Annotated in this window: 16 protein-coding genes and 1 tRNA gene; 12 read left to right on the top strand and 5 right to left on the bottom strand. The window is 68.0% G+C overall.

What is annotated here, in order from left to right; all coding sequences use genetic code 11:
* Positions 1-14 precede the first annotated feature (14 nt).
* Positions 15-1,427: an MFS transporter gene (locus DID99_RS18840; protein WP_044847675.1), complete on the top strand. Its 1,413-nt coding sequence runs from the start codon at positions 15-17 to the stop codon at positions 1,425-1,427.
* A 251-nt stretch (positions 1,428-1,678) separates the two neighbouring features.
* On the opposite strand, the gene DID99_RS18835 is transcribed toward DID99_RS18840, so the two are convergent.
* On the bottom strand, positions 1,679-1,954 hold the full coding sequence (locus DID99_RS18835; protein ID WP_006478357.1) for an oxidative damage protection protein: 276 nt from the start codon (positions 1,952-1,954) through the stop codon (positions 1,679-1,681).
* 49 nt (positions 1,955-2,003) lie between these two features.
* Positions 2,004-3,383 carry an amino-acid N-acetyltransferase gene (gene argA, locus DID99_RS18830; protein ID WP_044847668.1) on the bottom strand — a complete coding sequence of 460 codons (1,380 nt, stop codon included), beginning with the start codon at positions 3,381-3,383 and terminating at the stop codon, positions 2,004-2,006.
* 23 nt (positions 3,384-3,406) lie between these two features.
* On the opposite strand from argA, the gene hrpA reads away from it, so the two are divergent.
* From hrpA to DID99_RS18805, 5 genes are all read left to right on the top strand, one after another.
* Positions 3,407-7,612 (top strand): ATP-dependent RNA helicase HrpA, encoded by a 4,206-nt coding sequence (gene hrpA, locus DID99_RS18825; protein ID WP_124667276.1) that lies wholly within the window; start codon positions 3,407-3,409, stop codon positions 7,610-7,612.
* 179 nt (positions 7,613-7,791) lie between these two features.
* Positions 7,792-8,781, top strand: coding sequence for a beta-propeller fold lactonase family protein (locus DID99_RS18820; RefSeq protein WP_044847670.1), 990 nt, complete (start codon positions 7,792-7,794; stop codon positions 8,779-8,781).
* 16 nt (positions 8,782-8,797) lie between these two features.
* A complete protein-coding gene (locus DID99_RS18815; RefSeq protein ID WP_124667275.1) occupies positions 8,798-9,772 on the top strand; it encodes a sterol desaturase family protein in 975 nt (324 codons plus the stop codon).
* A 111-nt stretch (positions 9,773-9,883) separates the two neighbouring features.
* The gene (locus DID99_RS18810) at positions 9,884-10,711 is read left to right on the top strand and encodes an EI24 domain-containing protein (RefSeq protein ID WP_044849102.1); all 828 of its coding nucleotides are present in this window, start codon (positions 9,884-9,886) and stop codon (positions 10,709-10,711) included.
* The gene (locus DID99_RS18805; protein ID WP_044849103.1) at positions 10,708-11,523 is read left to right on the top strand and encodes a molybdopterin-binding protein; all 816 of its coding nucleotides are present in this window, start codon (positions 10,708-10,710) and stop codon (positions 11,521-11,523) included. Before DID99_RS18810 ends, DID99_RS18805 begins: the two co-directional genes overlap by 4 nt.
* A 147-nt stretch (positions 11,524-11,670) precedes the next feature.
* Here DID99_RS18805 and DID99_RS18800 read toward each other — a convergent pair whose 3' ends face one another.
* Positions 11,671-12,135 carry a rhodanese-like domain-containing protein gene (locus DID99_RS18800; protein ID WP_044849104.1) on the bottom strand — a complete coding sequence of 155 codons (465 nt, stop codon included), beginning with the start codon at positions 12,133-12,135 and terminating at the stop codon, positions 11,671-11,673.
* 405 nt (positions 12,136-12,540) lie between these two features.
* Here DID99_RS18800 and glnA point away from each other — a divergent pair, with 405 nt between their 5' ends.
* The 4 genes from glnA (at position 12,541) to DID99_RS18780 (ending at position 19,029) form a co-directional block, all read left to right on the top strand.
* Positions 12,541-13,956, top strand: coding sequence for a type I glutamate--ammonia ligase (gene glnA, locus DID99_RS18795; RefSeq protein ID WP_044849105.1), 1,416 nt, complete (start codon positions 12,541-12,543; stop codon positions 13,954-13,956).
* A gap of 161 nt (positions 13,957-14,117) precedes the next feature.
* The gene (gene glnL, locus DID99_RS18790) at positions 14,118-15,260 is read left to right on the top strand and encodes a nitrogen regulation protein NR(II) (RefSeq protein ID WP_044849106.1); all 1,143 of its coding nucleotides are present in this window, start codon (positions 14,118-14,120) and stop codon (positions 15,258-15,260) included.
* Positions 15,261-15,306: 46 nt separating this feature from the next.
* Positions 15,307-16,830 (top strand): nitrogen regulation protein NR(I), encoded by a 1,524-nt coding sequence (gene ntrC, locus DID99_RS18785; protein WP_124570270.1) that lies wholly within the window; start codon positions 15,307-15,309, stop codon positions 16,828-16,830.
* 81 nt (positions 16,831-16,911) lie between these two features.
* Positions 16,912-19,029: a prolyl oligopeptidase family protein gene (locus tag DID99_RS18780; protein ID WP_124570269.1), complete on the top strand. Its 2,118-nt coding sequence runs from the start codon at positions 16,912-16,914 to the stop codon at positions 19,027-19,029.
* A gap of 25 nt (positions 19,030-19,054) precedes the next feature.
* Here the strand turns inward: DID99_RS18780 and xth are convergent, their stop codons facing one another.
* Entirely contained in the window at positions 19,055-19,831 is a 777-nt protein-coding gene (gene xth / locus DID99_RS18775; RefSeq protein WP_221622524.1) for an exodeoxyribonuclease III, read from the bottom strand.
* 181 nt (positions 19,832-20,012) lie between these two features.
* Here xth and DID99_RS18770 point away from each other — a divergent pair.
* Positions 20,013-20,089: transfer RNA gene (locus DID99_RS18770), tRNA-Met, on the top strand.
* An 82-nt stretch (positions 20,090-20,171) separates the two neighbouring features.
* On the opposite strand, the gene DID99_RS18765 is transcribed toward DID99_RS18770, so the two are convergent.
* Positions 20,172-20,864 (bottom strand): aspartate/glutamate racemase family protein, encoded by a 693-nt coding sequence (locus DID99_RS18765; RefSeq protein ID WP_124488321.1) that lies wholly within the window; start codon positions 20,862-20,864, stop codon positions 20,172-20,174.
* A 209-nt stretch (positions 20,865-21,073) separates the two neighbouring features.
* On the opposite strand from DID99_RS18765, the gene dinB reads away from it, so the two are divergent.
* On the top strand, positions 21,074-22,453 hold the full coding sequence (gene dinB / locus DID99_RS18760) for a DNA polymerase IV (protein ID WP_260444609.1): 1,380 nt from the start codon (positions 21,074-21,076) through the stop codon (positions 22,451-22,453).
* Positions 22,454-22,485 lie beyond the last annotated feature (32 nt).

Raw genomic sequence — 22,485 nt, 5'->3', positions numbered from 1 at the left:
ACATGGAGACATCGATGAGCCGTCCGCAATCCCCGTCCGCCGCGCAGCCGCGGCCCGGCCGTGCCGCCCTCGCGGCGTTCGTCGGCACCACGATCGAGTGGTACGACTTCTACATCTACGGCACCGCCGCCGCGCTCGTATTCGGCAAGGTGTTCTTTTCGAGCACGATGAATCCCGGCGTCGCGACGCTGCTTGCGTTCGTCACGTTCTGGGCCGGCTTCGCCGCGCGGCCGCTCGGCGGCATCGTGTTCGGGCATCTCGGCGATCGCGTCGGCCGCAAGACCGCGCTCGTGATCACGCTGGTGATGATGGGGCTTGCCACGACCGGCATCGGCCTGTTGCCCGGCTATGCGTCGATCGGCGTGTGGGCGCCCGCGGGCCTCGTCGTGCTGCGCGTGCTGCAGGGCATCGCGGTCGGCGGCGAGTGGGGCGGCGCGGTGCTGATCGCGAGCGAGAACGCGCCGAAGCATCGCAGCATCCTGTATGCGGCGTTCGCGCAGCAGGGTTCGCCCACCGGCAACCTGCTCGCCACCGCTGCCTTCTTCGCGCTGAGCGCGCTGCCGACGCCGTCGTTCCTGATGTGGGGCTGGCGCATTCCGTTTTTGCTGTCGGCGGTGCTCGTGATCATCGGGATGGTGATCCGGCTGCGGCTCGAGGAATCGATCGACATGCAGCGCGTGCTCGCGCGCAAGCGCACGGTGAAGCTGCCGCTGCGCGACGTCGTGCGCGACCACTGGCCCGTCGTGCTGCTCGCGGCCGGCACGCTGCCGGTGATCAACGTCACGTACTTTCGCAGCACGTTCGCGCTGTCGTGGGCGACCAAGGAGCTCGGTTATGCGCAGGGCACGTTCCTCGGCATCCTGTCGATCTCGCTCGTCGTGCAGTTCCTGATGCAGCCGGTCGGCGCGTGGTTCGTGTCGAAGGTCGACATGCGGCGCGCGATGTGCTGGATCCTGATTCCGGAGATCGTGCTGATGCCGGTGATGTTCCATGCGCTCGCGACGCGCTCGTACTGGGTCGCCGTCGCGGGCATGTGCATCTCGACGATTCCGTCGGCGATGTTCTACGGTGCGGTCGGCGGCGTGCTCGCGCGCGTGTTTCCCGCCAACATCCGCTATACGGGCCTGTCGCTCGCGTACCAGCTGAGCGCCCTCGTCGTCGGCGGCGGCACGCCGGTGCTCGCGCAGGCGATCCTGAACGCGACCGGCAGCATCGTCGGCGTCGCGATCGCGTCGGGACTGTACGCGCTCGTGTCGCTCGCGTGCATGCTCGCGCTGCTGAATCGCACCGGCTACCGCGCGGACGAACTGTCGACGGCCGAGCGCAGCGATGCGGCCGAGTGGGGCGCCGAAAGTGCGAGCGCTGAAAGTCCGGCCGGCGAGACCACGCAGCCAGGCGAGCGCGGCGCGTTGAAACCGGCGGGGTGAGACGGGGAGGCCGGCGTGATTCGGCACGCTGGCGATTCGGTAACGCGGAAATGCGGTGAGGCGGTGAGGCGGTAATTCGCCGCTCCGGCGACATCGCGCGCCGGACGGATCGCGCGCCGCATGGCCTCGACTCGCGCCAAATCACGCGTCCCAAAAGCAAACGGCACCGTGCGATCCACGGTGCCGTTTGCCTGGCGGTTGCTTCACTTCGCGACGAGGCCGGCACGGCCGGCCATCGCGATGCGGGGTGCTCAGCCTTCCGTCGGCGGCACGTAGCCGGACGCCTGGTCGGCGCCGTCGCCGAAGAAATACTTCTCGGTCTGCTTCATCAGGTACTGGCGCGCGCGCGGGTCGGCCATGTTCAGGCGGTTCTCGTTGATCAGCATCGTCTGCTGCTTGAGCCAGCCTTGCCACGCTTCCTTCGACACGCTTTCGTAGATGCGCTTGCCGAGTTCGCCCGGCAGCGGCGGGAAATCGAGACCTTCGGCTTCCTTGCCGAGCTTCGCGCATTGGATCATTCGAGCCATCGTGTACTTCTCCTGTAATCGGTCTGGGGGAGGGCAGTCGTGCCTGCGCTCAGAGCTGCTTCATCAGCACGAGCGACTTGCGCTGCCAGTTGTAGAGTTTGCGGCGGTCTTCCGGCAGGTCGTCGACGCTGACCTTGACGAAGCCGCGCTTGAGGAACCAGTGCTCGGTGCGCGTCGTGAGCACGAAGATGTGCGTGAGGCCGCGCGCGCGGGCGCGCTGCTCGATGCGCTTGAGCAGGCGTTCGCCGTCGCCCGAGCCCTGCGCTTCCGGCGCGACCGTCAGGCACGCCATCTCGCCGATCTTTTCCTGCTGGTACGGATACAGCGCCGCGCAGCCGAACAGCACGCCATCGTGCTCGATCACCGAGAAGTGGTCGATGTCGCGTTCGATCTGGTGGCGGCCGCGCCGCACCAGCGTGCCGTCCGACTCGAGCGGCTCGATCAGCGACAGGATGCCGCCGACGTCGTCCGGCGTCGCTTCGCGCAGGCTCTCGAGGTTCTCGTACGAGATCATCGTGCCGACGCCGTCGTGCAGGAACAGTTCGAGCAGCATGCTGCCGTCGAGCGACTGCGGAATCAGGTGGGCCCGGGTCACGCCGCCGCGGCACGCGCGGATCGAGTGCTTCAGGAAGAACGCGTCGTCGCCCTGGATGTTGCCCGAATCGAGCAGCTCGGCGGCCGCGTCGAGCGACATTTCGCGGATCAGCCCGCCTTCGTCGTCGACGATGCCGGGCGCTTCGGTCAGGAAGATGATCTTGTCGGCGCGCAGCGCGATCGCGGCGGCCGATGCGACGTCTTCCATCGACAGGTTGAACGCCTCGCCGGTCGGCGAGAAGCCGAGCGGCGACAGCAGCACGAGCTTGCGGCTCGCGAGCGAATGACGGATCGATTCGGCGTCGATCTTGCGCACGATGCCCGTGTGCGCGAAATCGACCCCGTCGAGAATCCCCACCGGCCGGGCGGTCACGAAGTTGCCGGACACGACGCTGATGTGCGCGTGCGCCATCGGCGAGTTCGGCAGACCCTGGCTGATCGCGGCCTCGATGTCGAGACGCACTTCGCCGGCCGCTTCCTTCGCGGATTCGAGCGCGCGCGCATCGGTGATGCGCAGCCCGTGCGAAAACTCGGATTCGACACCATGCAGGCTCAGCTGCTCCTCGACCTGCGGCCGCGAGCCGTGCACCAGCACGATCTGGATGCCCATCGCCTGCAGGAGCGCGATGTCGGACACGAGCGCGTTCAGCAGGCCCTGCTGCACCACCTCGCCGCCGAACCCCACGACGAACGTGCTGTTGCGGAACTTGTGGATATAGGGCGCGACGGAACGCATCCAGTCGACGAACTGCGCGTGGCTGGCGGCCGAATCGTCGGCGGCCGGCGGCGTCGCGGCGCCGGTCTGGGCGGGAGGGAGGTCGGTTTGGGAATTCATGGGCGGGATTATAATGCGCCCCCATGTCGAATGTACCTAAAAGTCCCGCGCCGACGCGGGCCAAAGCGCCGTCGGCGAAGCACCCGGATGGTGCGGCCGACGCGCGTCAGCAGCAGGGCCAGCCGCCGCGCCAGCAGCAGGAAAAGCCGGCGGGCAAGCCGGCCCACGCGCCGCGCGGCGACGAACGGCGTGGCGATGCGCGCCAGCCGTCCGCGAAGGGCGCACCGCAGGCCGCCGGCGAGCGCGCTCCGCGCCGCGAGCGTCCGCCGCGCGCCACCGTCGCGCCGAATCCCGTTCCGCCGATCACTTACCCCGAAAGCCTGCCGGTGTCGGGCAAGCGCGACGAAATCGCGCGCGCGATCGCCGGTCATCAGGTTGTCATCGTCTGCGGCGAGACGGGTTCGGGCAAGACCACGCAGTTGCCGAAGATCTGTCTCGATCTCGGCCGCGGCCTCGGCGCCGGCGGCACGGGCCTGATCGGCCATACGCAGCCGCGGCGCCTGGCCGCATCGTCGACCGGCCGCCGGATCGCCGAGGAACTCGGCACGCCGTTCGGCGAGGTGGTCGGCTACAAGGTGCGCTTCACCGACAATCTCGCGCCGGGCGCGTCCGTCAAGCTGATGACGGACGGCATCCTGCTCGCCGAGACGCAGACCGATCCGCTGCTGAAGGCGTACGACACGCTGATCATCGACGAGGCGCACGAGCGCAGCCTGAACATCGACTTCCTGCTCGGCTACCTGAAGGAGATCCTGCCGCGGCGGCCCGACCTGAAGCTGATCGTCACGTCCGCGACGATCGACGCCGATCGCTTCGCGCGCCATTTCGGCACCGACGAGCGCCCGGCACCCGTGATCGAGGTGAGCGGGCGGCTGTATCCGGTCGAGATGCGCTATCGCCCGGTGGCCGAGGATCGCCCGGCGGTGAAAAACGCCGAAGGCACGGGCGGCCGCGACCGCGTGAAGACCGCGCGCGAGGCCGAGCGCGACCTGATGGACGCGATCGTCGACGCGGTCGACGAACTGTGCCGCGAAGGCCCCGGCGACGTGCTGGTGTTCCTGCCCGGCGAGCGCGAGATCCGCGAGGCGGCCGAGGCGCTGCGCAAGCACCATCCGCCGCACACCGAGATCCTGCCGCTGTTCGCGCGGCTGTCGGCGGCCGACCAGGACAAGGTGTTCAAGGCGTCGAACGCGCGCCGCATCGTGCTCGCGACCAACGTGGCCGAAACCTCGCTGACGGTGCCGGGCATCCGCTACGTCGTGGACACCGGCCTCGCGCGCGTGAAGCGCTATTCGTACCGGAACAAGGTCGAGCAGCTGCAGGTCGAGTCGATCTCGCAGGCCGCCGCGAACCAGCGCGCGGGCCGCTGCGGCCGGGTGGCCGACGGCGTCTGCATCCGCTTGTACGAGGAAAGCGACTACCAGGCGCGCGCGCGCTTCACCGATCCGGAAATCCTGCGCTCGTCGCTCGCGTCGGTGATCCTGCGGATGAAATCGCTGCACCTGACGGCGATCGAATCGTTCCCGTTCCTCGAGCCGCCGCCCGGCCGCGCGATCGCGGATGGCTACCAGCTGCTCAACGAACTCGGCGCGGTCGACGACGACAACGCACTGACGCCGCTGGGCCGCGAACTCGCGCGGCTGCCGCTCGATCCGCGCGTCGGCCGGATGATTCTCGCCGCGCGCGACCAGCAGTCGCTGCGCGAGGTGCTGATCATCGCGAGCGCGCTGTCCGTGCAGGACCCGCGCGACCGGCCGATCGAAGCGCAGGAGCAGGCCGACCAGGCGCACCGCCGGTTCGCCGACGAGCGCTCCGAATTCCTGCAGTGGCTGAAGATCTGGGCGTGGTTCGAAGAGGCCGTCGCGCACAAGAAGTCGAACCGCCAGCTGATCGACGCGTGCCGGCAGAACTTCCTGTCGCACCTGCGGCTGCGCGAATGGCGCGACGTCCATTCGCAGCTGCTGACGGTCGTGCGCGAACACGGCTGGCGCCTCAACGAGGTCGAGGCGACCTACGAGCAGGTGCATCTGGCCCTGTTGACGGGCCTGCTCGGCAACCTCGGCATGAAGGCCGACGACGATCCGCACTACCTCGGCGCGCGCGGGATCAAGTTCTATCTGTGGCCGGGCTCCGCGCTCGCGAAGAAGGCCGGCCGCTGGGTGATGGCGGCCGAACTCGTCGAGACGAGCCGGCTGTACGCGCGCTGCCTCGCGAAGATCGAGCCGGAGTGGGTCGAGAAGATCGGCGCCCACCTGCTGAAGAAATCGCTGTCGGAGCCGCATTGGGAAAAGCGTCCCGCGCAGGTCAGCGCGTTCGAGCGCGCGACGCTGTACGGGCTGCCGATCTACCACCGCCGGCGCGTCGCGTTCGGCAAGCAGGACCCGGTGCGGGCGCGCGAGCTGTTCATCCGCGGCGCGCTGGTCGAAGGCGAATTCGACACGAAGCTGCCGTTTTTCGCGCACAACCGCAAGCTGCTCGCCGACATCGAGCAGCTCGAGCACAAGTCGCGCCGGCAGGACGTGCTGGTCGACGACGAGCTGATCTACGCGTACTACGACCAGGCGATTCCGGAAGGAATTCACACGGGCGTCGCGTTCGAGCGCTGGTATCGGGATGAAGTGAAGAAGGGCGGCCAGGCGGAGGACAAGCAGCGCCTGCTGTACCTGTCGCGCGACGACCTGATGCGCCACGAGGCGGCGGGCGTCACGACCGAGCTGTTTCCGAAGCGCGCGACGATGGCCGGCGTCGAGATGGCGCTGACCTACCACTTCGAACCCGGCACGCCGCGCGACGGCGTGACGCTCGCGGTGCCGCTGTACGCGCTGAACCAGGTCGACGCGCGCCGCTGCGAATGGCTCGTGCCGGGGATGCTGAAGGAAAAGGTGCAGCTGCTGCTGAAGTCGCTGCCGCAGAAGCTGCGCCGGCATTGCGTGCCGCTGCCCGAGTACGCGGCCGGCTTCGTCGAGCGCACGGGCCGCGAGCGCTTCGGCGCGGGCGGGCTTGTCGAGGCGCTGATCGCCGACGTGCGCGGTGAGACGCAGGTCGCGATGAAGACGGCCGACTTCAAGCTCGAGACGCTGCCCGCGCACCTGTTCATGAACTTCAAGGTGATCGACGAGCACGGCCGCCAGCTCGCGATGGGGCGCAATCTCGCGCAACTGCGCCAGGAACTCGGCGCGCAGGCGCAGCAGCAGTTCCAGAAGATCGCGGCGGCGTCGACGATCGCGCCCGGCGGCGAAGCCGGCGCGGACGACGCAGGCGCCACGCCGGCGCCGGCGGCCACGGCGGGTTCCGCGGCTTCGACGGCGAAGGGCGGCAAGCCGGGCAAGGGCGTCGCACCGCACACGGGCGCCCCGGCGGAAGCCGGCGCGACCGCGCTGTACGAGAACCTGACGACGTGGAACTTCGGCAAGCTCCCCGAGCTGCTGGAGATCCGCCGGCGCGGCCAGACGCTGTACGGCTATCCGGCGCTCGTCGATCGCGGCACGCATTGCGACGTCGAGGTGTTCGACTCGCCGGAGGAGGCCGCGCGGATCCACCGGGCCGGCTTGCGGCGGCTGTTCGCGCTGCAGTTGAAGGAGCCGATCAAGTTCCTCGAGAAGAACCTGCCGGGGCTGCGCGAGATGGCGATGCAGTACATGTCGCTCGGCACGCAGGACGAGCTGCGCGACCAGCTGATCGACACGGCGCTCGACCGCGCGTGCCTGCAGGATCCGCTGCCCGACGACGACGCGAGCTTCCACGCGCGTCGCGACGAAGGCCGCAGCCGCCTGAACCTGCTCGCGCAGGAGATCGCGCGGCTCGTCGGGCAGATCCTCGCCGAATACGCGGGGCTCGCGAAGAAGCTCGCGCAGGCCAAGCCGTTCGCGCAGGCCCACGCGGATCTGCAGCAGCAGCTCGCCGCGCTGGTCGGCAAGCGCTTCGTGATCGACACGCCTTACGTGCAGCTTGCACACTTCCCGCGCTACCTGAAAGGCATCGCGCTGCGGATCGACAAGCTGAAGGCCGACCCGGCGCGCGACGCGAAGCAGTCCGGCGAGCTGCTGCCGCTCGTCCAGCAGTACCAGCGCGCGGTGTCGCAGCGCGGCGGCGTCGCCGACCCGCGGCTCGCGGAATTCCGCTGGCTGCTGGAGGAACTGCGAATTTCGCTGTTCGCGCAGGAACTGCGCACGCCGATGCCTGTCTCTGTCAAGCGTCTGCACAAGGTCTGGGAGTCGATGCAGCGCTAGCGCAACGGCGGTTGTCCGGGCCCGCGCCGGCGGCCGGCCCGGCAGGCCGCGCGGCGCCTGCCGCGGCGGGCCGCACGGCGGCCGCGGCGTGCGTCGAAGTGGCGCAGGGCCGACTTCCGTCAACCGGCAGGGCCGGTCGAGCGTTTTACAATCACTGCTGTTCCACGACGTGAGTCTTCATGCGCACTTTCCTTTCCTTCGGCCGCACGCTTGCGCTGGCCGCCGCCGTGCTGGCGCCTGCCGCGCACGCGAATAACGTGATCATCCTCAATTCGGCCGAAGCGACGCTTTCCCTGATCGACCAGCAGACCCGCCAGGTCGTCGGCACGATGCCGACCGGCAAGGAGCCGCACCACCTGATGGCGACGCCGGACAATTCGTCGCTGATCGTCGCGAATTCGGTCTCGAACAGCCTGATGTTCGTCGATCCGAAGACGGGCAAGCTGCAGCGCACGGTCGAAGGCATCGAGGATCCGTACCAGCTCGGCTTCTCGCCCGACAACAAGTGGTTCGTGTCGACCGGGCTGCGCCTCGACCGGCTCGACATCTACAGCTACGACGGCCGCGACCTGCATCTCGTGAAGCGCTTGCCGCTCGCGGTGATGCCGAGTCACATCGCGTTCACGAAGGACAGCAAGACCGTGCTCGTGTCGCTGCAGGTGTCCGGCGAGATCGCGGCGGTCGACCTCGCGACGCAGACGGTCAAGTGGAAGATGCCGGTCGGCAACGTGCCGGCGGGCCTGTGGATGACGCCGGACGACAAGTACCTGCTGGTCGGCATGACGGGCGCCGATTACGTCGCGGTCGTCGACTGGCGCAATCAGAAGGTCGTGAAGACCATCCAGACCGGCAAGGGCGCGCACAACTTCCGCTCGCTCGCGGACGGCACGCACGTCGCGATCACGAACCGGGTCGCGAACACGATCAGCATCATCGACGAGAACACGCTCACCAAGGTCGGCGACATCACCGGCCTGCTGCCGGGCCCGGACGACATGGAGCTGTCCGCCGACAAGAAGACGCTGTGGGTGACGTTCCGCTTCGCGAAGAAGGTCGGGATCATCGACCTGGCCTCGCGCAAGCTGGTGCAGACGATCTCCGTCGGCCGTTCGCCGCACGGCATCTACTTCTACGACCGCGCGCCGTGGAAGGCTGCGAACGGCGCGTGACGGGCGGAGGCGGACGATGCTGCACCTGATCGATGCGTTCGTGTCGGACATCCAGACCTGGCTGTACGTCGACGTCGTGCAGCCGCTCCTCTTCAAGTTCAACCTGATGGACTATGACGAGGACACCTACGACGCGCTGTACTGGGTGATCATCGGCGCGCTCCAGATGGTGCTGATGTTCGCGCTGCTGCGCCCGCTCGAGGCGCTCGCGCCCGTCGAGCGCTGGAAGAGCCGCCGCGCGGTGCGGGTCGACGTGATCTATACCGCGATCTCGAAGCTCGGCATCTACACGCTGTTCTTCTTCTTCGCGCTGCAGCCGGTGTTCGACCGCCTCCAGGCGTGGCTGCGCCTGCACGGCGTTGCGAACGTCAACCTCGATTATCTGTGGCCGGGCGTGACCTCGCGGCCGATCGTCGCGTTCGCGATCTACCTCGTCGTGCTCGACTTCGCCGGCTACTGGTATCACCGCTGGCAGCACAAGTTCGGCATCTGGTGGGAGCTGCACGCGGTGCATCACAGCCAGCGGCAGATGTCGTTGTGGTGCGACGACCGCAACCACCTGCTCGACAACGTGCTGCAATCGTGTTTCTTCGCGGCGATCGCGCTCGTGATCGGCGTGACGCCGTCGCAGTTCGTCGTGCTGACCGCGGTCACGAACTTCGTGCAGAGCATCCAGCATACGAATGCGCGGCTGTCGTTCGGCTGGCTCGGCGAGCGCCTGCTCGTGAGCCCGACCTTCCACCGACGCCACCACGCGGTCGGCTACGGCCACGAAGGCACCAAGTACGGCTGCAACTTCGGCGTGCTGTTCCCGTGGTGGGACATGATGTTCGGCACCGCGTCGTGGAACCGCACGGTCGAGCCGACCGGCATCCGCGAGCAGGTCGAAGGCGTGTCCTACGGCGAAGGCTTCTGGGCGCAGCACGGCCTCGCGTTCGTGCGGATCTTCCGGCGCCTCTTTCCCGCGAAGCGCGGCGCGGCGTCGGCCTGAGCGCGTCACTTTCCCGTTGAACGGCTTTCCCGCACGGCCCGCATGCGCTTTGGCGCCTGCGGGCCGTGTGGTTTATCCTTTTCCCGTTTTTCATCGTCGATACAGGTTCGCATGAACGACTTGCTGCGCTCCTTCGTCCGGGCGTTCGCCAGCGCGCTGCACCCGCGCATGCTGTGGCTCACCCTGATGCCGTTCGTCGTCTCCGCGCTGCTGTGGGGCGTCGTGCTGTGGTTCTCGTGGCAGACGCTGATCGACGCCGCGCGCGGCGCGCTCGACGGCTTCGTGCTGACCGCGGCGCTGTACCGCGCGTTCGACGCGCTCGGGATGTCGCAGCTGCATGCGGTCGTCGCGCCGTTCGTCGTCGTGTCGCTCGCGATTCCGCTGATCGTGCTGACCGTGCTGCTGCTGATCGCGACGATCTCGATGCCGGTCGTGATCAGGCACCTGTCTAACCGGCAGTTCGCCGCGCTGGAGGCGAAGCGGGGCGGCACGTTCTTCGGCAGCGTGTTCAATTCGCTCGGCGCGGCGATCGTGGGCGTCGTGCTGCTCGTCGTCACGATTCCGCTGTGGCTGATCCCGCCGTTCTTCGCGCTGTTGCCGCCGGTGATCTGGGGCTGGCTCACGTACCGCGTGATGACCTACGACGCGCTCGCGCAGCACGCGAGCCGCGACGAACGCCGCGCGCTCGTGCGCCAGCATCGCTGGCCGCTGATCGGCATCGGCGTCGCGACCGGGCTGCTCGGCACCGTGCCGACCTTCGTGTGGGTGTCGTCGGTCTGGATGATGGTGCTGTTTCCGTTCGTGGCGGCGGCCATGATCTGGGTTTACGCTTTCATCCTCGTCTTCTCGGCGCTGTGGTTCGGGCACTATTGCCTGCGCGCGCTGGACGACCTGCGTGCGAGTTCGCGCGCCACCGCAATCGACATGGGGCAGGCATGAGCATCGGCATCATCATCATCGGCGACGAAATCCTTTCGGGCCGCCGGCAGGACAAGCATCTGGCGAAGGTCATCGAACTGCTCGGCGCGCGCGGCCTCGCGCTCGACTGGGCCGAATACGTCGGCGACGATCCGGCGCGGATCACCGCGACGCTCGCGCGCGCGATCGCGTCGGGCGACATCGTGTTCTCCACGGGCGGGATCGGCGCGACGCCGGACGACCACACGCGCCAGTGCGCGGCCGCCGCACTCGGCGTGCCGCTCGTGCTGCATCCGGAAGCGAAGGCGCTGATCTCGGAGCGCATTCGCGAGACGCACACCGATGCGGCCACGCCGGTCGACTTCGAATCGCCGGAAAACCAGCATCGCTTCAACATGGGCGTGTTCCCGGCGGGCGCGACGATCATCCCGAACGGCTATAACCGGATTCCCGGTTTCTCGGTCGGCGATCTCCATTTCGTGCCGGGCTTCCCGGTGATGGCGTGGCCGATGATCGAATGGGTGCTCGACACGAAGTACCGGCATCTCCATCACGCGACGCCGCACGCGGAGCGCTCGCTGTACGTGTTCGAACTGCCGGAGTCGACGCTCACGCCGCTGATGGAGAAGATCGAGCGCGATTTCCCGAGCGTGCGCGTGTTCAGCCTGCCGAGCGTCGGCGATGCCGAGCGCGGCGGGATCTATGCGCGCCGGCATATCGACCTCGGCGTGAAGGGCGAGCCGGAGGCGGTCGCGGCCGCGTTCGTGAAGCTGCGCGAAGGCGTGCACCTGCTCGGCGGCGACGTGGTCGAACCGGAGGCGCCGCGCGCCTGAAGGCCTGAAGGCCGCGCGCGGCGATCGCGCATGCGGGCCGTGGCACGGCCCCGCAAAAACCACGGGCCGCGCAACGCGGCCCGTCATCGGGATGTCATCGCCCGGCTCGACGATGTGGCAGTCGGGCGTGCCTGGGCGGATGCGCCGTCAGGCGCCGATCCACGGCAGTTTCCGGAAGCACCAGCCGTCGACCGTCTTGCGGTGGCCTTCGGCATCCTTGCCGCCCTCGAAGCCTTCGAGCAGGTCGAAGGCCTTCGTGAAGCCGGCCTGCGTCGACGCGACCGCGGCGAGCTTCGAACGCGCGGCGCTGCGGCACAGGAACAGGATCGGCGTATCGGCCGGGAGGGCCGCTTTCAGTTGATCGATGAATTCGGCGTTCGGCACGCCGCCCGGATAGCGCGTCCATTCGAGGTGCAGGTACTGGCCGTCGCCGACGAGCGGGCGGCCGATCCAGTCGAGCTCGGCGCGGGTGCGCACGTCGACGAGGCGTGCCGACGGGTCGAGCTGCAGCAGTTCGAATGCCTCGGCCGGCAGCAGGGCGCCGGCATAGTTGAGCGCGCCTTGGGCGCGGCGTTCTTCGGCCTTCGCGTAAAGCTGGTCGAGCGTACTCATGGCAGGAGGTCTCCGTATCGGTCAAACGAACATTCTAGCGCGGCGCCGCCGCGCGGATGTCCGCGTGCCCGGTGGCGCATGCACCGCCCACGCGCTCACCAAAAGAGTGCAGAATGGCACGAATGCACCAAAAAGATTCGTCGACGCCGTCGCCTCCCCGGGATTGCACCGTTGCGGTGCGGAGGCGCCGCCGCCGGTGCGGCGCCCGGCCCCGGAATCGCGCAGCCGGGCCCCGCTACGGCGCGGGTCGGCGTGATTCGCGTCGGTTTTGCGATGGTTGGCACGGAAGCTGCTATATAGAATTCGGTCGACCCGGGGCACGCTGCGCCAAAGCCAGACTCCGGGCAGCTCGATAAACGAGGCGGTTCCCAGTCCGCCGGAATTGTTCAATCAGGAGAAGAGGTTATGAGTAAAACCGTCGCCGACGTCATGCAGCTCGTGAAGGACGAGGACGTCAAGTTTGTCGATTTCCGCTTCACGGATACGCGCGGCAAGGAACAGCACGTGTCGGTGCCGGTTTCGGCGTTTGACGAAGACAAGTTCGAAAGCGGCCATGCATTCGACGGCTCGTCGATCGCCGGCTGGAAGGGCATCGAGGCGTCGGACATGCTGCTCATGCCGGATCCGAGCGCCGCATTCGTCGACCCGTTCTATGAAGAGTCGACCCTCGTGCTGACCTGCGACGTGGTCGAGCCGGCCGACGGCAAGGGCTACGAGCGCGACCCGCGTTCGCTCGCGAAGCGCGGCGAAGCGTACCTGAAGAGCACGGGCATCGGCGACACCGCCTACTTCGGTCCGGAACCGGAATTCTTCATTTTCGACTCGGTCCAGTGGAACACGGACATGTCGGGCTGCTTCGTGAAGATCAACTCGGAAGAAGCACCGTGGTCTTCGGCCAAGGAATTCGAAGGCGGCAACACGGGCCACCGTCCGGGCACGAAGGGCGGCTACTTCCCGGTCGCGCCGGTCGACACGTTCCAGGACATGCGTTCGGAAATGTGCCTGCTGCTCGAACAGCTCGGCATCCCGGTCGAAGTGCACCACCACGAAGTGGCGGGCCAGGGCCAGAACGAAATCGGCACGAAGTTCTCGACGCTGGTTCAGCGCGCCGACTGGACGCAATGGTCGAAGTACATCATCCACAACGTCGCGCACTCGTACGGCAAGACGGCGACGTTCATGCCGAAGCCGGTCGTCGGCGACAACGGTTCGGGCATGCACGTTCACCAGTCGATCTGGAAGGACGGCCAGAACCTGTTCGCGGGTAACGGCTACGCGGGCCTGTCGGAACTGGCGCTGTTCTACATCGGCGGCATCATCAAGCACGCCCGTGCGCTGAACGCGATCACGAACCCGACGACGAACTCGTACAAGCGTCTGGTCCCGCACTTCGAAGCACCGGTCAAGCTCGCGTACTCGGCGCGCAACCGTTCGGCATCGATCCGCATTCCGCACGTGTCGAACCCGAAGGGTCGCCGTATCGAAACGCGCTTCCCGGATCCGATGGCGAACCCGTACCTGTGCTTCACGGCGCTGATGATGGCCGGCCTCGACGGGATCCAGAACAAGATCCATCCGGGCGAAGCCGCGGACAAGAACCTGTACGACCTGCCGCCGGAAGAGGACGCAAAGATCCCGACCGTCTGCGCAGGCCTCGACCAGGCACTGGAAGCGCTCGACAAGGATCGCGAGTTCCTGACGCGCGGTGGCGTGTTCACCGACGGCATGATCGATGCGTACCTCGCGCTGAAGGAGCAGGAGCTGGCGAAGTTCCGCATGACGACGCATCCGATCGAGTTCGAGATGTACTACTCGCTGTAATCGGCGATGGCGCTTCGATTCAGCGCCGTCATGCCGGTTCGTTCCCGTCGCGTGGCCTGCGGCGGGAACCGCGGAGTCTGAAGGGGGACGGCGTCCAGCCGTCCCTTTTTTGTTCCGAAAATTTCCAATTTCCGACCCGGTAACGCGCGACGACACGCACGATGGCTCTGAAGAATCTCATCAAGGCGAAGACGGGGCAGCCCGAGCGACTGACGGAAGACGAGCGGCTCGCGCGCTCGGGCCTGCTTGCGGGGCTGGAAGCGCTGCCGACGGCCGTGATCGTGCTCGACCGCAAGACGCTGCGGGTCGCGTTCGCGAACCCGTCCGCGGAGGCGATGCTCGACATCTCGCGCCGGCAGCTCGCGCAGCGGCCGTGGGGCGAGATTTTCCCCAATGCGAACGAACTCGCGTCGACGATCACCGCGATCGGCCAGGAGCGCTTTCACGCGACGCATCTCGATACCGTGCTCGACCGGCCCGGCCGCGAGCCGCTGCACGTGCATGCGATCGTCGGCTTCCTCGAGACCGTGCCCGATTTCGTGCTCGTCGAGCTGTTCGAGAACGAACGGCAGTCGCGCACCGATCGCGAGGAGCGCATCCACGACCTGACCGCGGTCAACAAGCAACTGATCCGCAACCTCGCGCACGAGATCAAGAACCCGCTCGGCGGCATTCGCGGCGCAGCCCAGCTGCTCGAATTCGAACTGAGCGGGCGCGAGCGCGGCGAGTTGCGCGAATACACGCAGGTGATCATCAAGGAGTCCGACCGCCTGCAGACGCTCGTCGACCGGTTGCTGGAGCCGCACCGGCATCCGCACATCGTCGGCGACGTGAACATTCATGAAGTATGCGAACGCGTGCGCGCGGTGATGCTCGCGGAATTTCCGCGCGGGCTCACCATCGAGCGCGACTACGACGTGAGCGTGCCGGACCTGCGCGGCGACAAGGAGCAGCTGATCCAGGCGCTGCTGAACATCGTGCGCAACGCGGCGCAGGCGCTGCGCGAGCGGATCGCGCAGGGCGACGCGAAGATCGAGCTGCGCACGCGTATCGCACGCAAGGTGACGATCGCGAAGCGCCTGTACAGGCTGGCACTGGACTTGCACGTGGTCGACAACGGGCCCGGCATTCCGGAGGAGATCCGCGACCGGATCTTCTACCCGCTCGTGTCCGGGCGCGACGACGGCAGCGGCCTCGGCCTCACGCTCGCGCAGACGTTCGTGCAGCAGCACGACGGGATGATCGAGGTCGAGAGCCGGCCCGGTCGTACCGAATTTCAGATCCTGCTGCCGCTCGATCATTGAGCGGCAGCATGGCGATTCACCGGATTCACCCATACCTGACCGACCTATGAAGCCGATCTGGATAGTAGACGACGATCAATCGATCCGCTGGGTGCTCGAAAAGGCACTCGCCCGGGACAGCTTCGCGACGAAGAGCTTCGCGAACGTGCGCGACGCGCTGGCCGCGCTCGACCACGAGACGCCGCAGGTGCTCGTGTCCGACATCCGGATGCCGGGCGGCTCCGGCCTCGAGCTGTTGCAGGCGATGCACGAGCGCCTGCCGGGCCTGCCCGTCATCATCATGACGGCGTTCTCCGATCTCGACAGCGCCGTCGCGGCGTTTCAGGGCGGCGCGTTCGAATATCTCGCGAAGCCGTTCGACGTCGACAAGGCGGTCGAGCTGATCCGCCGCGCGGTCGAGGAGAGCCTGCGCGGCGGCGCGCCGCAGGACGAGCGTGTGGCCGAAGCGCCCGAGATGCTCGGCCAGGCGCCCGCGATGCAGGACATGTTCCGCGCGATCGGCCGCCTGTCGCACTCGGCCGCGACCGTGCTGATCACCGGCGAGTCTGGCACCGGCAAGGAGCTCGTCGCGCGGGCGCTGCACCGTCACAGCCCGCGGGCCAACGGGCCGTTCATCGCACTGAATACCGCGGCGATTCCGAAGGACCTGCTCGAATCCGAACTGTTCGGCCACGAGCGCGGCGCGTTCACCGGCGCGCAGACGACGCGCCAGGGCCGCTTCGAGCAGGCCGAGAACGGCACGCTGTTCCTCGACGAAATCGGCGACATGCCGTTCGACCTGCAGACGCGCCTGTTGCGCGTGCTGTCGGACGGCCAGTTCTATCGGGTCGGCGGCCACAACCCGCTGCGCGCGAACGTGCGCGTGATCGCCGCGACGCACCAGAATCTCGAGTCGCGCGTGCGGCAGGGGCTGTTCCGCGAGGACCTTTACCACCGGCTCAACGTGATCCGGCTGCGGCTGCCGCCGCTGCGCGAACGCAGCGAGGACATCGCGCTGCTCACGCGCCACTTCCTGCAGAAGAGCGCGCGCGATCTCGGCGTCGAGCCGAAGCGCGTGTCCGACGAAGCGCTCGCGTATCTGACGTCGCTCACGTTTCCGGGCAACGTGCGTCAGCTCGAGAATCTCGCGAACTGGCTGACCGTGATGGCGCCCGCGCAGACGGTCGAGATCAAGGACCTGCCGCCCGACCTCGTGCCGGCAGGCGCGCCGGTGACGGCGACGGCCGATGGCGCGGATGCGCACGCCGGCACCGGCATGGGAGGTGGCGACATCGCGCGCGTGCAGCCGGCGGCGGGTGCGCCGTTGACGGCAGCCCCCGTCGCGGCCGCGCCGAACGGCGCGCCGGCCGGCTATCCGATGTGGGAAAGCGGGCTGCGCACGGAAGTCGCGCGGCTGTTGCGCGAGAATTCGGCCGACGTGATGGACGAGCTCGCGCGCCGCTTCGAGGCGGCCGTGATCCGCGAGGCGCTCGATTTCACGCGCGGCCGCAAGGTCGAGGCGGCGGAGCGGCTCGGCATCGGCCGCAACACGATCACGCGCAAGATCCAGGAACTGCATCTGGAGCCGTAAAGCCTCTGTCGCGGCATGCGCGTGCGTCGCGCATGCCGCGATCGGACATAATCGCGGTTTGCCGTTACGTGCGCTCCCGTCATGTCCGATTCCTTCCGCTGGCCCGCCGGCGCCGATCCCTTCCGTTTTCTCGAAGCGCTCGACAGCAAGCGTGCCCGTGCGTGGGTCGACGAGCAGAACGCGCGCACACGGGTCGCGCTGCGCGACGACGATGCGTATCGCGCGCTGACCGCGCGGCTCGCGCAGGCGTATCTGCCGCGCGAACGCCCGGTGATTCCGACCCGCTGGCGCGATTGGGCGTACGACCTGTGGCAGGACGATCTCCATCCGAAGGGTCTGTGGCGCCGCGCGCGCTGGGACGACTGGCGCGCGGGCCGGCCCGAGTGGGAAACGCTGCTCGACGTCGACGCGCTCGGCGCGCAAGAGGGCGAGTCGTGGGTGTTCGAGCAGGACGCGATCCTGTACCCGGACGGCGACCGCGCGCTGCTGTCGTTGTCGCCGGGCGGCGCCGACGCGGTCGTCGTGCGCGAATTCGACCTCGTGCAGCGCCGTTTCGTCGACGGCGGCTTCACGATCGACGTGCCCGGGAATCACACGATAGGCTGGATCGACCGCGATACCGTCTACGTGAGCTGGGATCGCGGCGAGGCGCATGCGACCGCCGCCGGCTATCCGTACGAAGCGCGCCGCTGGGTACGCGGCACGCCGCTCGCCGATGCGCCGGTGGTGTTCCGCGGCGAACCCGACGACATCAGCGCGGGCGCGGGGTTCGATCCGATCGACGGCCGCCACGTCGCGTGGCGCAGCGTCGATTTCTTCGACGCGCATGCATACCGGCTGACCGACGCGGGCGAGTGGGCGCGCTACGACGTGCCGACGCACGTCGAGGTCGGTTTCTGGGAAGGTTGGCTGATGCTGGAGCCGCGGCTCGACTGGGACTGCGGCGGCGTGCGTCACGCGGGCGGCTCGCTGCTCGCGATCCGCGAGCAGGCGTTCCTCGCCGGGTCGCGCGAGCTCACGACGCTGTTCGAGCCGCGGCCGACGACGTCCGCATGCACGTGGACGCACACGCGCACGATGCTGATCGCGAGCTGGCTCGACGACGTGCACAACCGCACGATGCTGTGGCAGCCGCGCCAGGGTGAGGACGGCGCGTGGACGTGGCACGCGCGGCCGTTCGAATGGCCGGGCGACGCGCAGATCGACGTCGAGCCGGTCGAGTCGACGCTGAACGACGACGTGTACGTGGACGTCGACACCTATCTCGATCCGCCCGAATGCTGGCTCGCCGATCTGGCCGACCGCGCGGCCGATGCGCCGTCGCGTCGCGTGCTGCTCGACCGGCCGCCGGTGCGATTCGATGCGGCCGGGCTCGTCGTGCGTCGCGCGAATGCCCGCTCGCGCGACGGCACGGTCGTGCCGTACACGCTGATCGGGCCGCGTGATGCGCTCGATGGCCTGGCGCATCCCGACGGCAGCGCCCGCGTCGCGCGGCCGTGCCTGCTGTCAGGCTATGGCGGCTTCGCGATTCCGAACCTGCCGGGCTACAGCGATGCACTCGGCATCGCATGGCTCGAACGCGGCGGCGTCGCGGCGTTCGCGCACATCCGCGGCGGCGGCGAATTCGGACCGGGCTGGCACGTCGACGCGCAACGCGAGCATCGGCAGCGCTCGTTCGACGACTTCATCGCGGTGGCCGAGGACCTGATCCGCACCGGCGTGACGACGGCTGCGCAACTCGGCATCGAGGGCGGCAGCAACGGCGGGCTGCTGGTCGGCGCATGCATGGTGCAGCGCCCGGAACTGTTCGGCGCGGTGCTGTGCCGCGTACCGTTGCTCGACATGCGGCGCTATCCGAAGCTGCACGCGGGCGCCGCATGGCTCGACGAGTACGGCGATCCGGACGATGCGCGCGAGGGCGCGGCGCTCGCCGCCTACTCGCCGTATCACCGCGTGCGCGAAGGCGTTGCGTATCCGCCGCTGCTGCTGACGACGTCGACCCGCGACGACCGCGTGCATCCCGCGCATGCGCGCAAGATGGCCGCGCGCATGCATGCGCTCGGACACGAACGGGTGTGGTACTGGGAGAACACCGACGGCGGCCACGGCAGCGCCGACGATCTGGAGCGTGCCGAATCCGATGCGGCGGAATTCGGCTTCCTGTGGGCGCATCTCGGGCCCGCGCCCGCGCGCGCTTGAGCGCAGGCGCGAGCGGGCAGGGCGTTCAGCTGACGACCGCGATCACGGGCGTGTGGTCGGACGGCTGTTCCCACGTGCGCGGCACGCGATCGACCTCGCACGACGTGCAGGTTTCGGCGAGCGCCGGCGACAGCAGGATGTGGTCGATGCGCAGCCCCGCGTTGCGGCGGAACGCGAACATCCGATAGTCCCACCACGTGAAGGTCTTCTCGGGCTGCTCGAAGCGGCGGAACGCATCGACGAAGCCGAGTTCGATCAGTTTCGCGAAATGCGCGCGCTCCTGCGGCGACACGAGGTTCTGACCTTCCCATTTCGCCGGGTCGTGCACGTCGCGATCTTCCGGCGCGATGTTGTAGTCGCCGAGCAGCGCGAGCTTCGGGTAGCGCTGCATCTCGGTGCCCAGCCACGCCTGCAGCGCGTCGAGCCACTGCATCTTGTAGACGAACTTGTCGGAGTCGGGTGCCTGGCCGTTCGGGAAATATGCGGACACGATGCGCACGCCTTCGACCGTCACGGCGACCACGCGCTGCTGCGCGTCGTCGAAGCCGGGGATGTTGCGCACGACGTCCGATTCGTCGACGGCGAGCGTGTCGCGCGCGAGGATCGCGACGCCGTTGTAGGTCTTCTGGCCCGCGAACCAGCTGCGGTAGCCGATCGCTTCGAGATCGGCGCGCGGATATTTCTCATCCGGCAGCTTCAGTTCCTGCAGGCACAGCACGTCGGCTCCGCTTTGCGCGAGCCAGTCGAGCACGTGCTGCTTGCGGACGTTGAGCGAGTTGACGTTCCAGGTGGCGATTTTCATGAACGGGAATGCGTGCGGGGTGAATGCGAAGGCCGCCATCTTACCGCGAGCACGGGGCGCGAACGCGCGCGACACACGATGCGAAGCCGGTGCCGTGCGTGTCGATATCGACGGCCTGCGAAGAATTTGTGACAAAAGTATTGACGTGAGTGCTTCATCACCCTATAATTTATTTCTCTGACGCGGGGTGGAGCAGTCTGGCAGCTCGTCGGGCTCATAACCCGAAGGTCGTAGGTTCAAATCCTACCCCCGCAACCAAGCACACCAGGCGATGTGCAGCGCAAGTGACCGATGCGCGCTTCGTCGACAGGAACCCGGCCCCGTGCCGGGTTTTTTGTTTTCAGCCCGCCGCCCACTCGACCGCCGCCTTCGCATGCAGCGCGGTCGTATCGAATACCGGCAGCGGCGCGTCGTCCGCGCCGATCAGCAGCGTGATTTCCGTACAGCCGAGTATCACAGCCTGTGCGCCGCGTTTCGCCAGTTCCCCGATGATCGACACGTAGGTCGCACGCGACCCGGCATCGATCACGCCGTGACACAGCTCGTCGTAGATGATCCGGTGCACGTCGTTGCGTGCGGATTCGTCCGGCACCAGCACGTCGAGGCCGAACTTGTCGCGCAGGCGCTCCGCATAGAACGGCAGCTCCATCGTGTAGCGCGTGCCGAGCAGCGCGACGCGCTCGACGCCGGCGGCGCGCAGCGCGGTGCCGGTCGGATCGGCGATGTGCAGGAACGGCAGCGATACGGCAGCCTCGATCGCGCCGTGCACGCGGTGCATCGTGTTGGTCGTCAGCACGACGAGATCGGCGCCGGCCGCTTCGAGCCGACGCGCGGCATCGGCCATCCGTTCGCCGAGCGCGGCCCAGTCCTGCGCGCGCTGCAGCGCTTCGATCTCCGCGAAATCCACCGTGACCAGCACGCTCTTCGCGTTGTGATGGCCGCCGTGCAGCGCCTTCGAATGGCGATTGATCATCCGGTAGTACTCGGCCGACGATTCCCAGCTCATTCCGCCGATGAGTCCGATCGTTTTCATCCGTCACCTGTGCGTTTCATATGTCGTGGCAGACGAGTATAGGGGGCGGCCCGTGCGCGCGGCGGTACGATCCGCGCGAAGCGGACCGGTACGGCATTGCCGGTCGGGGGTGGCCGGCGAGCGGGTGGAGGCGATCCGAGGCGTTCCGGCTGCGCCGGGCGTCGGCCGTCGGCCGAACGCGGCAGCACGCGACAGTTGAAACGGCCACTGTGTTTTTGTACAGTATCGGCACCGTGAATCCGACCATCATCCCGCCTGCCGATCCGCGCGGGTCGCCGCCCGGCGACGCGCCGTCGCGCGTGCGCAAGATCATCCACTGCGACTGCGACTGCTTTTACGCGTCGGTCGAGATGCGCGACGACCCGTCGCTGCGCAACCGGCCGCTCGCCGTCGGCGGCCGGCCCGACCAGCGCGGCGTGATCGCGACCTGCAACTACGAGGCGCGGCGCTACGGCGTGCATTCCGCGATGTCGTCGGCGCTCGCGATGCGCAAGTGTCCGGACCTGCTGATCCTGCCGTCCGCGATGGACAAGTACCGCGCGGCGTCGCGGCAGATCATGGCGATCTATCGCGACTACACGCACGACGTCGAGCCGCTGTCGCTCGACGAGGCGTACCTCGACGTCAGCGGTTCGCAGCTGTGCCAGGGCAGCGCCACGCTGATTGCGCGGGAGATTCGCCAGCGCGTGTACGACACGGTCGGCGTGACGGTGTCGGCGGGTGTCGCGCCGAACAAGTTCATCGCGAAGATCGCGTCCGACTGGAACAAGCCCGACGGTCTGTTCGTCGTGCGGCCGCACGAGGTCGATGCGTTCGTCGCGGCGCTGCCGGTGCGCAAGCTGCACGGCGTCGGCCAGGTGACGGCCGCGCGGCTCGACCGGCTGGGCATCCAGACCTGCGCGCAGTTGCGCGGCTGGTCGCTGATCGACCTGCATCGCGAGTTCGGTGCGTTCGGCCGGCGGCTGTACCAGCTGGCGCGCGGCATCGACGAGCGGCCGGTGCGGGCCGACCAGGAGCGCAAGTCGGTCAGCGTCGAGACGACCTACGTGACCGACCTGACGACGCTCGAGCAATGCGCGGACGAGATCCGCCGCCTCGTCGTGCAGCTCGACGCGCGGATCGCGCGCGCGGGCGCGGCCCGCACGATCCGCAAGCTGTACGTGAAGATCCGCTTCGCCGATTTCCAGCGTACGACGGTCGAGTGCGTGGCCGACGCGACGAACGCGCAGACGGCCGTCACGCTGCTCGCGAAGGGGCTGCAACGGCGCGCGCAGGCCGTGCGGTTGCTCGGCGTGGGCGTGCGCATCGACGAGGACACGGCCGAACGTCACGGGCAGTTTTCGCTGTTCGATGACAATGCGGACGAGGGGGCTGATACTGACGCCGCTGCCGCTGCCGCTGCCGCTGCCGCTGCCGCTGCCGCTGCCGCTGCCGCTGCCGCTGCCAACGCCAACGCCAACGCCAACGCCAACGCCAACGCGGAAACCGACGCAATCGACCCGAACGACCCGAACGACCCGAACGACCCGAACGACCCGAACGAGGCGAACGCCGACAACGCCGCCAACGACAAAACCCCCGCGCCATGAAAAAAGGCACCGCCGCAGCGATGCCTTTCGAC

Origin of the sequence: Burkholderia sp. Bp8986 (genome assembly GCF_003854225.1) — a bacterium.
GTDB lineage: Bacteria > Pseudomonadota > Gammaproteobacteria > Burkholderiales > Burkholderiaceae > Burkholderia.
The sequence above is the reverse complement of the archived record's forward strand: the minus strand, read 5'-3'. Positions and strand labels throughout refer to the sequence as shown.

Coding starts and splice junctions, on each gene's coding strand:
- DID99_RS18840 (WP_044847675.1), top strand. CDS start 15: ATGAGCCGTCCGCAATCCCCGTCCGCCGCGCAGCCGCGGCCCGGCCGT.
- DID99_RS18835 (WP_006478357.1), bottom strand. CDS start 1,954: ATGGCTCGAATGATCCAATGCGCGAAGCTCGGCAAGGAAGCCGAAGGT.
- argA (WP_044847668.1), bottom strand. CDS start 3,383: ATGAATTCCCAAACCGACCTCCCTCCCGCCCAGACCGGCGCCGCGACG.
- hrpA (WP_124667276.1), top strand. CDS start 3,407: ATGTCGAATGTACCTAAAAGTCCCGCGCCGACGCGGGCCAAAGCGCCG.
- DID99_RS18820 (WP_044847670.1), top strand. CDS start 7,792: ATGCGCACTTTCCTTTCCTTCGGCCGCACGCTTGCGCTGGCCGCCGCC.
- DID99_RS18815 (WP_124667275.1), top strand. CDS start 8,798: ATGCTGCACCTGATCGATGCGTTCGTGTCGGACATCCAGACCTGGCTG.
- DID99_RS18810 (WP_044849102.1), top strand. CDS start 9,884: ATGAACGACTTGCTGCGCTCCTTCGTCCGGGCGTTCGCCAGCGCGCTG.
- DID99_RS18805 (WP_044849103.1), top strand. CDS start 10,708: ATGAGCATCGGCATCATCATCATCGGCGACGAAATCCTTTCGGGCCGC.
- DID99_RS18800 (WP_044849104.1), bottom strand. CDS start 12,135: ATGAGTACGCTCGACCAGCTTTACGCGAAGGCCGAAGAACGCCGCGCC.
- glnA (WP_044849105.1), top strand. CDS start 12,541: ATGAGTAAAACCGTCGCCGACGTCATGCAGCTCGTGAAGGACGAGGAC.
- glnL (WP_044849106.1), top strand. CDS start 14,118: ATGGCTCTGAAGAATCTCATCAAGGCGAAGACGGGGCAGCCCGAGCGA.
- ntrC (WP_124570270.1), top strand. CDS start 15,307: ATGAAGCCGATCTGGATAGTAGACGACGATCAATCGATCCGCTGGGTG.
- DID99_RS18780 (WP_124570269.1), top strand. CDS start 16,912: ATGTCCGATTCCTTCCGCTGGCCCGCCGGCGCCGATCCCTTCCGTTTT.
- xth (WP_221622524.1), bottom strand. CDS start 19,831: ATGAAAATCGCCACCTGGAACGTCAACTCGCTCAACGTCCGCAAGCAG.
- DID99_RS18765 (WP_124488321.1), bottom strand. CDS start 20,864: ATGAAAACGATCGGACTCATCGGCGGAATGAGCTGGGAATCGTCGGCC.